The 12,910-nt window shown below is 42.6% G+C and carries 9 protein-coding genes; 8 read left to right on the forward strand and 1 reads right to left on the reverse strand.

From position 1 onward, the window contains the following. The 7 genes from dnaA to AB8P72_RS00035 all read left to right on the forward strand — a co-directional run bounded on the left by dnaA (position 1) and on the right by AB8P72_RS00035 (position 10,736). Complete coding sequence (dnaA, locus tag AB8P72_RS00005) at positions 1 to 1,446, forward strand: chromosomal replication initiator protein DnaA (RefSeq protein WP_369957867.1); 1,446 nt, start codon at positions 1 to 3, stop codon at positions 1,444 to 1,446. A gap of 190 nt (positions 1,447 to 1,636) precedes the next feature. After that, positions 1,637 to 2,812, forward strand: coding sequence for a DNA polymerase III subunit beta (dnaN, locus tag AB8P72_RS00010; RefSeq protein WP_068405050.1), 1,176 nt, complete (start codon positions 1,637 to 1,639; stop codon positions 2,810 to 2,812). 80 nt (positions 2,813 to 2,892) lie between these two features. Continuing rightward, positions 2,893 to 4,152, forward strand: a complete 1,260-nt coding sequence (locus AB8P72_RS00015; protein WP_193030396.1) for a DNA replication/repair protein RecF — start codon at positions 2,893 to 2,895, stop codon at positions 4,150 to 4,152. Between the two features lie 658 nt (positions 4,153 to 4,810). Further along, the gene (gene gyrB / locus AB8P72_RS00020) at positions 4,811 to 7,345 is read left to right on the forward strand and encodes a DNA topoisomerase (ATP-hydrolyzing) subunit B (protein WP_068405063.1); all 2,535 of its coding nucleotides are present in this window, start codon (positions 4,811 to 4,813) and stop codon (positions 7,343 to 7,345) included. 140 nt (positions 7,346 to 7,485) lie between these two features. After that, the gene (locus AB8P72_RS00025) at positions 7,486 to 8,967 is read left to right on the forward strand and encodes a DUF6880 family protein (RefSeq protein WP_198328100.1); all 1,482 of its coding nucleotides are present in this window, start codon (positions 7,486 to 7,488) and stop codon (positions 8,965 to 8,967) included. A 59-nt stretch (positions 8,968 to 9,026) separates the two neighbouring features. Beyond that, positions 9,027 to 9,635, forward strand: coding sequence for a manganese efflux pump (locus AB8P72_RS00030; RefSeq protein ID WP_144297356.1), 609 nt, complete (start codon positions 9,027 to 9,029; stop codon positions 9,633 to 9,635). A 219-nt stretch (positions 9,636 to 9,854) separates the two neighbouring features. Continuing rightward, positions 9,855 to 10,736, forward strand: coding sequence for an IS982 family transposase (locus AB8P72_RS00035; protein ID WP_369957868.1), 882 nt, complete (start codon positions 9,855 to 9,857; stop codon positions 10,734 to 10,736). Between the two features lie 46 nt (positions 10,737 to 10,782). Here AB8P72_RS00035 and rlmF read toward each other — a convergent pair whose 3' ends face one another. Beyond that, positions 10,783 to 11,835 carry a 23S rRNA (adenine(1618)-N(6))-methyltransferase RlmF gene (gene rlmF / locus AB8P72_RS00040; RefSeq protein WP_068405776.1) on the reverse strand — a complete coding sequence of 351 codons (1,053 nt, stop codon included), beginning with the start codon at positions 11,833 to 11,835 and terminating at the stop codon, positions 10,783 to 10,785. A 242-nt stretch (positions 11,836 to 12,077) separates the two neighbouring features. On the opposite strand from rlmF, the gene AB8P72_RS00045 reads away from it, so the two are divergent. After that, positions 12,078 to 12,884, forward strand: coding sequence for a crotonase/enoyl-CoA hydratase family protein (locus tag AB8P72_RS00045; protein ID WP_369957869.1), 807 nt, complete (start codon positions 12,078 to 12,080; stop codon positions 12,882 to 12,884). Positions 12,885 to 12,910: the final 26 nt, after the last annotated feature.

Consider the following 12,910-nt stretch of genomic DNA (forward strand, 5'->3'; position numbering starts at 1 on the left):
ATGATTGATACAGCAACTATTTGGGATAAATGCCTAAACGACTTACGTTATCATGTTAAAGATAATGTCTTTACGATGTGGTTGAGACCGTTATCTGCACATCAAGAAGCCAATAGCTTGATTATTCTTGCTCCTAATGATTACTTTGTAACCTATATCAAAAAGAATCATTTACACGACATCGAGCAGTTGGTTGCTAAACATAGCCAAGGTAGTATTGAAGCCGTTATTGTACGTGTTGATAATGCTGGCCGTGAGATGGTTGATAGTAATCTGGCCCAGTCAGGCTCATTGTTTGAAGAAGACCAGCCCTCCCCTCCCTCTGCTGATTACAACTTTCAAAGCACGCATAATGATATTGCTAGAGCGGATATCGATGCCAATATGCGTCATGCAGAACTGATTGAGTCTGCCGATGCCAAATCATTAAGCTATCTGAATCCTGACTTCACCTTTGAAACCTTTGTCACTGGTAAGTCTAATAACTTAGCTTATAAGGCCTGTTACGAGCTTGGAAAACGCCAATCAAAAAATCGTCACAATCCTTTATTTATATACGGACCTTCTGGTTTGGGAAAAACGCATTTAATGCATTCTGTAGCGCATCGCTATTTAAAAAATAATCTAACTTTCTACTATTTCACTTCCGAAAAATTTATTAATCAATTAGTTTATTCATTAAGAAATAATAAAATAGAAGATTTTAAAAAGAAAATAAAAAAAGTAGATTTATTAATTGTAGATGATATTCATGTATTAGCTGGTAAAACAAAAAGTAGTAATGAGTTTTTAACCTTATTTGCAGATTTTACCAGCGGTGATAAGCAACTGATTCTGGCATCAGATCGTCATCCATCACAAATGACGGAGTTTGACGAGCGTTTCAGGTCGCGCTTTTCTTGGGGTTTGACGGTTGCAGTAGATCCACCTGAGATTGACACTCGAGTACAAATTTTACAAAGAAAGGCGGCATCGTACGGCATGAGCCTGCCTAAAGAGTGTGCCCTATTCATCGCTCAAAACGTGGTTTCTAATGTCAGGCGATTAGAAGGTGCATTAAACCAAGTGTTTGCCAATGCCAACTTGACGGGAGCGCCCATTACACTTGAGATGGTGCAATACGCCCTAAAAGATATCGTTGCGATGCGTGTGCAAGCGGTAAATATGGATAATATTCGTAAAGTGGTCGCCGAATACTACGATGTAAGCGTAAAAGATATCATGGGTCGTAAACGTACGCGCAGCATTGCTAGACCACGACAAATAGCGATGGCGTTATCACGCGAATTAACCAGTGATAGCTTTCCTGAGATTGGTCAGTCATTTGGTGGACGCGACCACACGACAGTGATGCATGCTTGTGATAAGGTCAATGAGCTACGCGCCGCTGACCCCGCGTTTGATAAGGATTACAAAACGCTTGCCTTGATGTTGCAAGCGGGTTAGAAGCTTATGGCGTCATAATGTTGTCACGAGTCGATATGATTTATAATATTTTAATGATTAGCGGACAGACGCTGTATGGATTATCATCAGTAGACAAGGTATTATTAAGCCATTATTTTAAAACCCTATGATTTAAAAACGTATAAAAATTCTTTTAATAAGAGCAACTAATAAACAAGAGTAACTAAGCATGCAATTATCGATTAATCGAGAGTCGTTACTAAAAGCCATTAACTTGATTGCCAAGGCCGCCGATAAGCGCCACAACATGGTTATCTTGGGCAATATTAAGCTGCAATTGTCTGAGGGGGCGCTTATTTTAACTGCTTCTGACTTAGAAGTAGAGCTGACATCGACATTAAAATTGCCTGCTGGTGCCTGTATCGAAGCAGGTACCACCACATTACCTGCCACAAAGCTCAGAGACATCTGTAAATCATTGCCGTCGCAAGCGCAGGTCAATCTGACCACTCAAGAAAATGAGCGTTGCCTGCTGACCAGTGGTAAAAGTCGTTTTACTTTAGGCACATTACCAAGCGAAGACTATCCAAGTCTTGGTAATCCTGAAAATATCACACCTTTGACTATCAGTCGTAGTCGTTTGACCGACTTAATTCATAAAACCCAATTTGCAATGGCTATCCAAGATGTTCGTTACTATTTGACTGGTATGCTATTTGATGTGTCACAGCAGCAACTGACTACGGTTGCGACTGACGGCCATAGATTGGCGTTAGCGCGTAGTGCTATTGATGTCAGTAGCGACTTAAGTATGCAAGCGATTTTGCCGCGTAAAGCGGTGATTGAGCTTGAGCGTTTGGCTTCTGAGCTCGGCAAGATGCTGGGCGACAAAGATAACGCTGTGACATTGAGTTTTGGCCGTGAATTCTTACAAGTAAGCTTACCCTTTGGTGATGTGGATAGTACAGGGCAGGTGAGTGATGATTTAATGGTGACCTTTACCGCGCGTCTTATCGATGGTAAATTCCCGGATTATCGCCGTGTCATGCCAAGTAATACAGATAAATTGGCACTATTTAACCAAGAAAAAATGACTGATGTGCTGCGCCGTGTGGCAATTTTAAGTAATGAGAAATCTCGCGGTGTGGTGTTTAATTTTGCCAGTGATGGCATGGTAGAAGTTCGTGCTAATAATGCTGAGCAAGACGAGGCAGTCGAGATGATACAAGCAAAGTACCAAGGCGAGCCGATGGAGTTGTCATTTAATGCGGCGTATCTACAAGACGTTTTGGGCGTGATTCAAGGTGATTTGCAAATGCATATGAGCCAATCCAATGCCTCGGTATTGGTCAATCAGCTCAATGATGACTTTCATCAGTATGTTATTATGCCTATGCGTATATAACTTGGTGACCTTATGAAAAATAACAGTAATAAACTTTTGCTTACTAAATAGTGGGCGTAATATAGGCGGCTGTCACCCTTATGATTGAACGTCTACAAATTTCACACCTGCGTAATCTAACCCAGATCAGTTTAAATACTGCTGCTTGCAACGTTATTATCGGTGCAAATGGCAGTGGCAAAACCTCGTTACTTGAAGCGATATTCTTGCTTTCAAGAGGTAAAAGCTTCCGCCATCATCAGCCTAAACGCTATATTCAGCACCATCAAAATGCGGCAACGGTGCACGCTAAGCTCAATGATAGCAATACCTTAGCTATTCAAAAGCAAACAGATGCGACGACGGTTCTACGGCTGAATCAAACCACGGTTTATAACCAAAGTATCTTAACCGAGCAACTACCCACATTACTGATAGATCCGTCGTCGATGGATATGTTAGAGCAGGGCAGTGCCAGTCGCCGGCAACTATTAGATTGGCTAGTGTTTCACATGAAACAGGGTTTCCATCCGCAATGGGTCGCTTATCAGCGTTTACTAAAACAGCGCAATAGTTTGCTAAAAAAGAGCCGTTACTTAACGCCAGTGCAGCTTGCTGAGTTAAAATCATGGGACAAAGGGCTTGCTAGTCATGCGGCTCTTATTGATCATTATCGTGAGCGAGTCTTTAGCGATTGGCAGCCTTACTTTGCGAAGAGTATCACGCAGTTATTGCCTACCTACGCTGAGCAACTAAGCTTAAGCTATAACGCTGGCTACGACACCAATATCCCGTTAGATATCCAGCTTAACGAGCGTTTGGAGCAGGATTTGCAGCTGGGTTATACGCGGATAGGTAATCACCGCGCCGATATTCATGTACATTGGCGCTCTAGTGATTTATCAGAGCATGCTAACAACGAAGCAGACAGCAATGCGAACGCAGTATCAAAAACCATAGAAAAAGCAGACACCGCGGCCAAACTACCGACTATAAAAGAACAGGCTGCTAACGTTCTCTCTCGCGGCGAGAAAAAACTGTTAATTACCGCTCTACGCTTATCACAATTGCCGTTATTGCTTAATGAAAACACTTCTACCCATGCGATAGAAAAGGACAATAGCAGTGTTATTTTGCCAAATGACCATAATAAAGCGCGAGCCACGCCAGTAGTGCTACTAGACGATATTACCGCTGAACTTGATGCTAGGGCGATAGAGATTCTGTTGTCGACATTGGCGCAGCTGCCATGTCAGGTATTTATGACCAGCTTAACCGAAGATATCTTACCGTTGGTGCATGAGTATTGGTCAGAACCTAACGTGTTTCACGTGAAACAAGGAAGCCTAATACGTTTATAAAAAACGCTTTTATAAACTGGTTTTGATGGTGAATATCAGCTAAGTTTGGGCTTCATTTTTATCAACCACACTTCATATTTTCCGAAAAATTTCATTGTTATGCTTGTGGGTGTAGTAGAAAAGTGATCTTGCTAAAATACTTGCTTGATACCGAGAAAACTGTCAGTAAACAGTGACTTAGCGCCAGAAAAATGTTAAAATAGAGCTTTATTTTTGCCCTGTTCTCAGCAAGTTATCTTATAAATTTTTATCAGTATTGTTTAAGGGTTTTTTGATAATATTCAGCTTCTAAGTGCTTGATAGATATATGCTTATTTCTAAGCTGTTTTAATGAAACGTAAAAGAAATGACAGCGTATATTAAAAACAGTCTTTGAGAAATTGGCTGTATTTAAGTCCACTTTTTTATTACTGTTTTATCTTCTTTTAGGCGACTTCTGATAAAACTTTTGCTAACTCTATAACTACATATTTTGACCATGAAACGTTAAATTTAAGATAACGTCGTCGAGCGTTGCCATTGTGGTGAGCAGATGACATATAGCTGATAATGGCTAGATTAAGGAATACACATGAGTGATTCATTACCTACCGACCACGAACAATTGATGAGCGACAGCGCTGTAGAGATTACTGCGCCTGCTGCAGCCCCTGAAGGAATGCCCTCTGATTATAGCTCCAAAGATATTCGTGTATTGCGCGGACTAGAAGCGGTGCGCGTACGTCCGGGTATGTATATTGGTGATACCGATGATGGTACCGGCTTGCATCATATGGTCTTTGAGGTGGTGGATAACTCTATCGATGAGGCGCTGGCTGGTCATTGCGACCAAATTGATATCATTATCCATGAAGACGAGTCGGTCAGTGTCATGGATAACGGTCGCGGCGTCCCTGTGGATATCCATCCAGAAGAGGGCGTATCGGCAGCACAGGTTATTATGACCGTACTGCATGCTGGCGGTAAATTTGATGACAACAGCTATAAAGTATCGGGCGGCCTACACGGCGTCGGTGTTTCAGTTGTAAACGCCTTGTCTAAAAAGCTTGAGATGAATATTTGGCGCGAAGGCTATCATTATCATCAAACCTATACCGATGGCGTTCCTGATGCCGATATTCAGCAGATGGAGGCGACCGATAAAACTGGTACGCAAATCCGTTTTTATCCAAGTAACGATGTCTTTACTGGTACCATTTTTGAGTACGATATTTTAGCCAAACGCTTACGTGAGCTATCATTCTTAAACTCTGGTGTGCGCATTGTCCTAACCGATGAGCGCATCGATAAACGTCATGAGTTTGAGCACAAGGGCGGCTTGTCAGAATTTGTCAGCTACATCAATGCGGGCAAAGACGGTATCAATGAAGTCTTTCATTTCACCAGCGAGCAAGACGATGGCATCAGTGTCGAAGTGGCGCTACAGTGGACGGACACCTATAACGAAAAAGTATTGTGTTTTACCAATAATATCCCACAGCGTGATGGTGGGACGCATTTATCTGGCTTCCGCTCAGCTTTGACGCGCGGTCTTAACAGCTATATGGATCGCGAAAACTTATTCAAAAAAGAGAAAATCGTCGCCACGGGTGATGATGCGCGTGAAGGTTTGACAGCGATTGTCTCGGTAAAAGTGCCCGATCCAAAATTCTCAAGTCAGACCAAAGATAAGCTGGTTTCAAGCGAAGTGAAATCTGCCGTTGAATCGGCCATGCATGATAAGTTTAACGACTATTTGCTTGAAAACCCAAGTGCCGGTAAAGCAATTGCCAATAAGATTATCGATGCGGCGCGTGCGCGTGATGCGGCGCGTAAAGCCCGCGAGATGACTCGCCGTAAAACCACGCTAGATATCGCAGGTTTACCGGGTAAATTGGCAGATTGTCAAGAAAAAGATCCGGCATTGTCAGAGCTTTATATTGTGGAAGGGGATTCTGCTGGTGGTTCAGCTAAGCAAGGTCGTAGCCGTAAGACCCAAGCAATTTTGCCCCTAAAAGGTAAGATTCTTAACGTTGAGCGTGCTCGTTTTGACAAAATGCTGTCATCTGCTGAAGTCGGTAACTTGATTACCGCGCTTGGTTGCGGCATTGGTCCGGATGAATATAATCCTGACAAAGTACGCTATCATAAAATCATCATCATGACCGATGCGGACGTCGATGGTTCGCATATTCGTACGCTGCTGTTGACCTTTTTCTTCCGTCAAACGCCAGAATTGATTGAGCGCGGTTATATTTATATCGCTCAGCCACCACTTTATAAAGTAAAAAAAGGTCGTCAAGAGCTGTATTTAAAAGACGATGAAGCCTTAAAAGCGTATTTATTATCCTCGACGATCGATAATACTAAGTTGCATATCAGTGCTGATGCGCCTGCTATTACTGGGCAAGCGCTTGAGACCTTGCTCAATGACTATAACCAAACCCAGCTTATCAAAGCGCGTTTGCAGATTCGTTATCCTGCAGTATTATTGGATGCATTGACGCATACGCCGAAGCTTAGCACCGATATGACTTATGATAAGTCAGTAATGGAAGCGTGGAAAGCGTCATTACAAACACAGCTTGAGCACTTTGGTAGTGATTTAAATCCTGAGATTGAACTGGTTAATATCCATGCGCCGCAACCAAAAAATATGGATGCTGCCGCTGCTGATTTATTGGGTATGACCGCAGTGGTAGAACTTGATGAAAGTGAAACATCTGCTGATGACAGTGATTCTTTATCTGCCAAAGCTCAATGGTTACCGCGTATCACCGTTTATGTGCATCAATTGGCGCATCATTATTTGTTAGATGCCAGTTTTATCAATTCAGGTGAGTATACCAAGCTGCTGCGCTTATCCGCTGAATGGAATACCTTGCTTGCAGAAGATGCCTTTATCCGCCGTGAAGCAAGCGCAGGTACGACCAAAGATATCCCAGTACGCGACTTTGATTATCTCTGGCAACAAATGATGCTTGAGGCGCGTCGTGGTTTGGCGATTCAGCGTTATAAAGGGCTGGGCGAGATGAACGCTGATCAGCTTTGGGATACCACCATGGATCCTGAAAACCGCCGTATGTTACGCGTGACAATTGAAGATGCGATTGCCGCTGACCATATGTTTACCTGCCTAATGGGTGACCATGTCGAGCCACGTCGTATTTTCATTGAAGAGAATGCGCTGACCGTGTCTAATTTGGATATTTAGCTTTTAAGCTTTTAGTTTATAGACCTTGAAGTTATAGTTTTGAAGTTTGAATATAATTGTTTATTGGTATAAAGTCATCTTGCTCGCAAGGTGGCTTTTTTCATGTGAAATATTATCAATAAAGTAGTGAAGGGAATACTATGCTAAACGCAGAACAAAAGAAGTATTTGTCACAACTATCAAAAAAGACCTTAATTGATTTTGTCTCTGAGGTGTATGGTATAGATAAAATGCTCGATAAAAAAATTGAGCGTCTGCTATTACAATCAGATAAACCTAAACTTATAAAAAAGTTAACCACTACACTAAAAGGACTTAGAAGACGAAGGAAGTTTGTAGATTACTGGGAATCTAGTGAATTTGCTACTGAGCTTCAGCACTTAGCCAGCGATATAATGAGCCTTTATCCTGCGCAACCACGAGAGTGCTTGACGTTACTTGAGTTATTTATAGAGTCTACTAATGCTAGCCTAGAACGTGCTGATGATTCCAACGGTTATATCGGTGATATTTATAGGAGTTTGACGTCATTTTGGCTAGCAGTGGCTAGCACTTGCTATGAGCAAGAAAAGCGAGACATACCTGTTGATGAGCGCGATATACTCAGTCAAGCTTGGATAAAGAAAGTAAAAGTGCTGGCTGACGATAATGATTATGGTACCAAAGATAGTTTATTAGAAAATATTGATCAACTGTTATCTGAGACTGAGATACGTGGATTGATCGGTGATTATCAACAAGAGCGTGAGAATATCCAAACAAAAAAAGCAATTAAAGATACGCTCAATGAAAGGCAAAACAGCCCTTTAAGTGATGATGCTTTTTCAATTAACTATGAAAAAATGGTAATTGAGATCGCCATAAAAAACCTAACAAGGGCGCTAGGTGATGTGGGTTTTTTTGAAACCATATTCTTTGAGATGCAAGAGACTAGACCGGTTCATCCTCGAAGATTAGAAGAGTTGCTAACATTTCTGCTAAATCAAAGAGCTTTTGATAAGGCATTACACTACTTAAATGAAGAGTGGCAAAGCGATGGTCTGTTAGATAAGATCAGACGTTTGGATTGGCTGAGTCACATATATCACATGCAAAAAGATACCGACGCGCTCATGGAGGTGCTAGGTGAGGCGTTTGAGCTACAATCAACCCCTTCGCGGTTAAAAGCTATCATGGCTGTGGCCAGTCCTGCTCAGCAATCTAAGTGGCGAAAAAGAGCTTATGAGCTGGCAGAACAACAAGAAAATGTATTTATGGCCACATCGCTACTGCTAGAAATAGGAGAGATTGAGCTTGCTAATGAGGTTGCAGTTGCCCGTCATTCCCAGTTTGCTGATGTGCATTACACAGATCTCACAAGCATGTTAAAAGATTTGCCAACTAAGACAGATTTACTTCAAGTTATTATTTACCGCACTTTACTTAACGATATTCTAGACAGCTCTCGCAGCAAAGCTTATGGTCACGCCGCTCGCTACTTCGATCGTCTAACCAGGCTTGATACGGTTATTAGTAAATCGTCTAAGCCTTACAGTGAACTTGCGACCCATAAAGAATATGTCATTACCCTTAAAGACAAGCATGGTAAAAAGCGTAGTTTTTGGGAAAAGGTAAACGATTAGATTGATATAGTGTTTCACGTGAAACTTATGGCAATAAGCAGAAATAAGCGAAGAATAAAATGATTGAAGTTATATTACTTGCTATTGCTCTTGCGATGGATGCGTTTGCTGTTGCGATTGGGTTAGGAGCTAAATCACAAAAACAACATCATCGTTATGTGTTGCATTTGGCAATTTATGCGGGCTTGTATTTTGGCATTGCGCAGGGCGTGATGCCGTTGATTGGTTATTTATTGGGCGCCGCTTTATTAGGCTGGTTGGCTGCGGCTGCACCTTGGATTGGTGGCTTTATCCTTATCGGTCTTGGCGGAAAAATGCTTTATGAAGTGTTTTTTGGAGATGGAGAAGAGGTTGTAGATAAAGCCCTGCATATAAATAGTGAGACAGTTTCTGTAAATGACAACCTAAAGAAAAATATCAATCATCGCACCATGTTTACCCTTGCGATAGCGACCAGTATTGATGCCATGGCAGCTGGCTTTACGCTGAATTTGTTGGCGCTTAATGCGTGGCTAGCCTGTTTGATTATCGCTATTATTACTGCTATTTTTAGCGTTTTTGGTGTTTATTTGGGTAAAAAATCAGGTACGTATCTTGAGGATAAGGCGGAAGCGCTTGGCGGATTTGTACTTATACTCATTGGCTTAAAAGTGATTTTCTTTAGCTAGTTTATTAACCTCAAGTTCTTACTTATAAGAAAACCGCCTTGATAAACAAAGCGGTTTTTTTTGTTTCACGTGAAACGTTAAATAAATATTTTTTAGATAGTCATTTTTTATTAATTAACCCCAGTTCGGGATAAGGGCTCAAAAAAAAGATAAAAAAAGAAGTCCGAAGTTGTTAAAGTGAGTTTACCAAGACAAACTTAAGCAAAAAGGACTTCTTACATGGACAACCTAACCGAACTATACTGCCATATTGACGACTTTTATCAGCAATTCAAACCTGAGTTTGAGGCTCACTTAATCGCAACGGGCCGTCAACGGCTAAGAGCATGCAAGATAAGTGTATCAGAGATGATGACCATCTTGGTACTGTTTCATCAACTGCGGTATCGACAGTTTAAGTCTTTTTACTACCATCACATGCTTGGCATGATGAAGCGGGAGTTTCCAAACTTGCCCAGTTATTCACGGTTTATAGAGCTGATACCACGCAGTATCATGCCATTATGTGCCTACTTGCAAAGCATGATGGGCGACTGTACAGGTATCAGCTATATTGATTCAACCAAGATAGCAGTTTGTCATAACAAGCGTATCTACCGTCATAAAGTCTTTGAAAGAATGGCAACCCGAGGCAAAAGCAGCATGGGCTGGTTCTATGGCTTTAAGCTGCACGCCATTATCAATCATAAGGGCGAGCTTTTATCTGTTAAAGTCACTGCGGGTAATACGGATGACAGAGTGCCTGTTAAGGATATGGCAACGTCTGTGTTTGGCAAGGTGTTTGGGGATAGAGGCTATATCAGTAAAGCACTAAACGAGTGGCTCACAAAACACAGTGATACCATGTTGATCACCAAACTTCGGCGTAATATGAAACTCCAATTGCTTGAGCCTATAGATGAGGCACTACTCAATCATCGCTCTTTGATTGAAACGGTGTTTGGAGAGCTTAAAAACTTGTGCCAAATCGAACACTCACGCCATCGTAGTGTCACGGGGTTTATCACAAACTTGCTGTCAGGTTTGATTGCTTATTGCTGGTTTCCCTATAAACCCACCATCAAAAACATGCCTCAGCAGGGACAGGTAGCCACATTGTAAATAGTATCAATAAGTTACAATGTGGCTTATCCCGAACTGGGGTTAATTACGCTTCGTCAATATTAAAGCGCCACGCTAGAACACGGGTGTTCTTTTGACCTTGGCTCATCTCGATGATGCGCATTTGGGCAACATCAAGCTGTTTTAATAACAGTTGTAATGGTTTCACGTTCTCTGACTTTGACACCAAGCTGGTAAACCAGCCAACGTGCTCGGCAAAATCTTGACTTTCTTTTATCATTTTGGTCAAAAAGGCAATTTCGCCGCCCTCACTCCACAACTCTTTATGCTGACCACCAAAGTTGAGATTTTGCGCAGCATTTCCAGCCTTGGTTGAATGGCGGCTGATTTGCTCGTTTTCATTCTTACCACGATGGCGTTGCAGATTATGCTGCTTGCGGGTATTAGCTTGCATCGCTTCTTCTAATGACGCATGAAACGGTGGGTTGCAAACGACCACATCGAAGTAATCTTGACGACCGATGATGTTTTTAAAAATAAACTTAGGCTCAGGCTGTAGTTTCACTTTAACGGCACTTTTTAGCTTTGGATTGGCTTCGCAAATCAGCGCGGCGGTATTGACTGAAATAGGGTCAATATCGCTCGCGGTAAAGCGCCAACCATAGCTTTGGCTACCGATAATCGGATAAATGGCACTGGCACCGGTACCAATATCAAGGGCGTGAATCTCTTTTCCCGTCGGCGGGGTATTGTCGTCATTAACGTGCGTGGTTTGCGCGAGTAAATCAGCAATATAATGGATATAATCGGCGCGACCCGGTATCGGCGGGCAGAGATAGCCTTCTGGAATATCCCAAAACTTCACGCCATAGTAATGCGCGAGCAACGCTTGATTGAGGACGCGTACCGCCTCACTATCAGAGAAGTTAATCGTCGGCTCACCTTTCGGGTTAGTGATGGTGTGCTTAGCCAATTCAGGCAGGGCACGGGTCAATAGCGCAAAGTCATAGCGCCCTTGGTGCGGATTGTGCGGGTGTAGCTTGCCGAGCTTTTTGGCGGTCTCAGGTGAGCGATTGCGATGAGTGTTAGCATTTACTCTACGGGCGTTTGATGTATTTGTGCTGGGCTTACTGGTCATAGTTTCGGACTGCGATGTTTGAATATAATCACCCAGTTTAGCAGATTTCACGCCCGTCTATCGGTTTATCCATGGCTACTGATTTGCCTATAGCAAATAAGAATCGCAATCTGCCTGAGTGCGTATATCTGTCCTTGCGTTATCGCATGGGGGTGTCTATATTGAAACTAAGCCAAATGAGCATAAAGCGGCTATTTTATAAGCGCAGCAGATGACAAAAATGCATTTAAAAGGATAAAAATATGACAACGGAAAGTAATAAACCCAGTACCGATAACCGCATCACCTATGAAACTGACGGCTATATCTGCCTAATCGGGCTCAATCGTGCCGATAAACGCAACGCCTTTGATAGCCATATGATTAAGCAATTATCCGAAGCACTGACGCGTTATGAAAACGACGAGAACTTACGTTGTGCGCTCATATTTGCCCATGGCGAGCACTTCACCGCCGGACTTGATTTGATGGAGTTGCAAGATAAGTGGGATAAAGGCGCGTTTGAGTTTAGTGATAATGAGATTGACCCATGGGGAATTGGCGGTAAATTACGCAGCAAACCTGTGGTCGTCGCGGTACAAGGAACCTGCTTTACCGCGGGCATTGAGCTTATGCTAAACAGTGATGTGGTTATCGCAAGTGATAACTGCAACTTTGCACAGATGGAAGTCCAGCGCGGTATCATGCCGTTTGGTGGCGCAACGGTACGTTTCGTCGCAGCAGCAGGTTGGCAAAAAGCCATGCCGTATTTGCTCACTGGTAAAGCCTTTGATACACAAACCGCAGATAGGTTAAATCTGGTCAGTGAAGTAGTGGCAAATGGCACAGAATACGAACGAGCAATGACTATTGCTCAAGAGATATGTAAAGCAGCTCCGCTCGGCGTACAAGGATTATTGTCCTCAGCGCAAGATGCCAGTCGGAATGGCGCAAAAGCGGCTTTAGCCAATATTCATGGCTATCTGCCGTCTTTATTTTATTCAGAAGATGCGAAAGAGGGAGCGATGGCGATGGTTGAGAGAAGGGAAGCTGAGTTTCAGGGACGTTAGTTATTCAAAGATTTTCCCCTTAGGAG

It is taken from the genome of Psychrobacter sp. CLB018, from assembly GCF_041222815.1.
GTDB lineage: Bacteria > Pseudomonadota > Gammaproteobacteria > Pseudomonadales > Moraxellaceae > Psychrobacter > Psychrobacter faecalis.

Excerpts from the sequence above, each read along its gene's own strand:
- dnaA (WP_369957867.1), top strand. The coding sequence starts at position 1 with ATGATTGATACAGCAACTATTTGGGATAAATGCCTAAACGACTTACGT.
- dnaN (WP_068405050.1), top strand. The coding sequence starts at position 1,637 with ATGCAATTATCGATTAATCGAGAGTCGTTACTAAAAGCCATTAACTTG.
- AB8P72_RS00015 (WP_193030396.1), top strand. The coding sequence starts at position 2,893 with ATGATTGAACGTCTACAAATTTCACACCTGCGTAATCTAACCCAGATC.
- gyrB (WP_068405063.1), top strand. The coding sequence starts at position 4,811 with ATGCCCTCTGATTATAGCTCCAAAGATATTCGTGTATTGCGCGGACTA.
- AB8P72_RS00025 (WP_198328100.1), top strand. The coding sequence starts at position 7,486 with ATGCTAAACGCAGAACAAAAGAAGTATTTGTCACAACTATCAAAAAAG.
- AB8P72_RS00030 (WP_144297356.1), top strand. The coding sequence starts at position 9,027 with ATGATTGAAGTTATATTACTTGCTATTGCTCTTGCGATGGATGCGTTT.
- AB8P72_RS00035 (WP_369957868.1), top strand. The coding sequence starts at position 9,855 with ATGGACAACCTAACCGAACTATACTGCCATATTGACGACTTTTATCAG.
- rlmF (WP_068405776.1), bottom strand. The coding sequence starts at position 11,835 with ATGACCAGTAAGCCCAGCACAAATACATCAAACGCCCGTAGAGTAAAT.
- AB8P72_RS00045 (WP_369957869.1), top strand. The coding sequence starts at position 12,078 with ATGACAACGGAAAGTAATAAACCCAGTACCGATAACCGCATCACCTAT.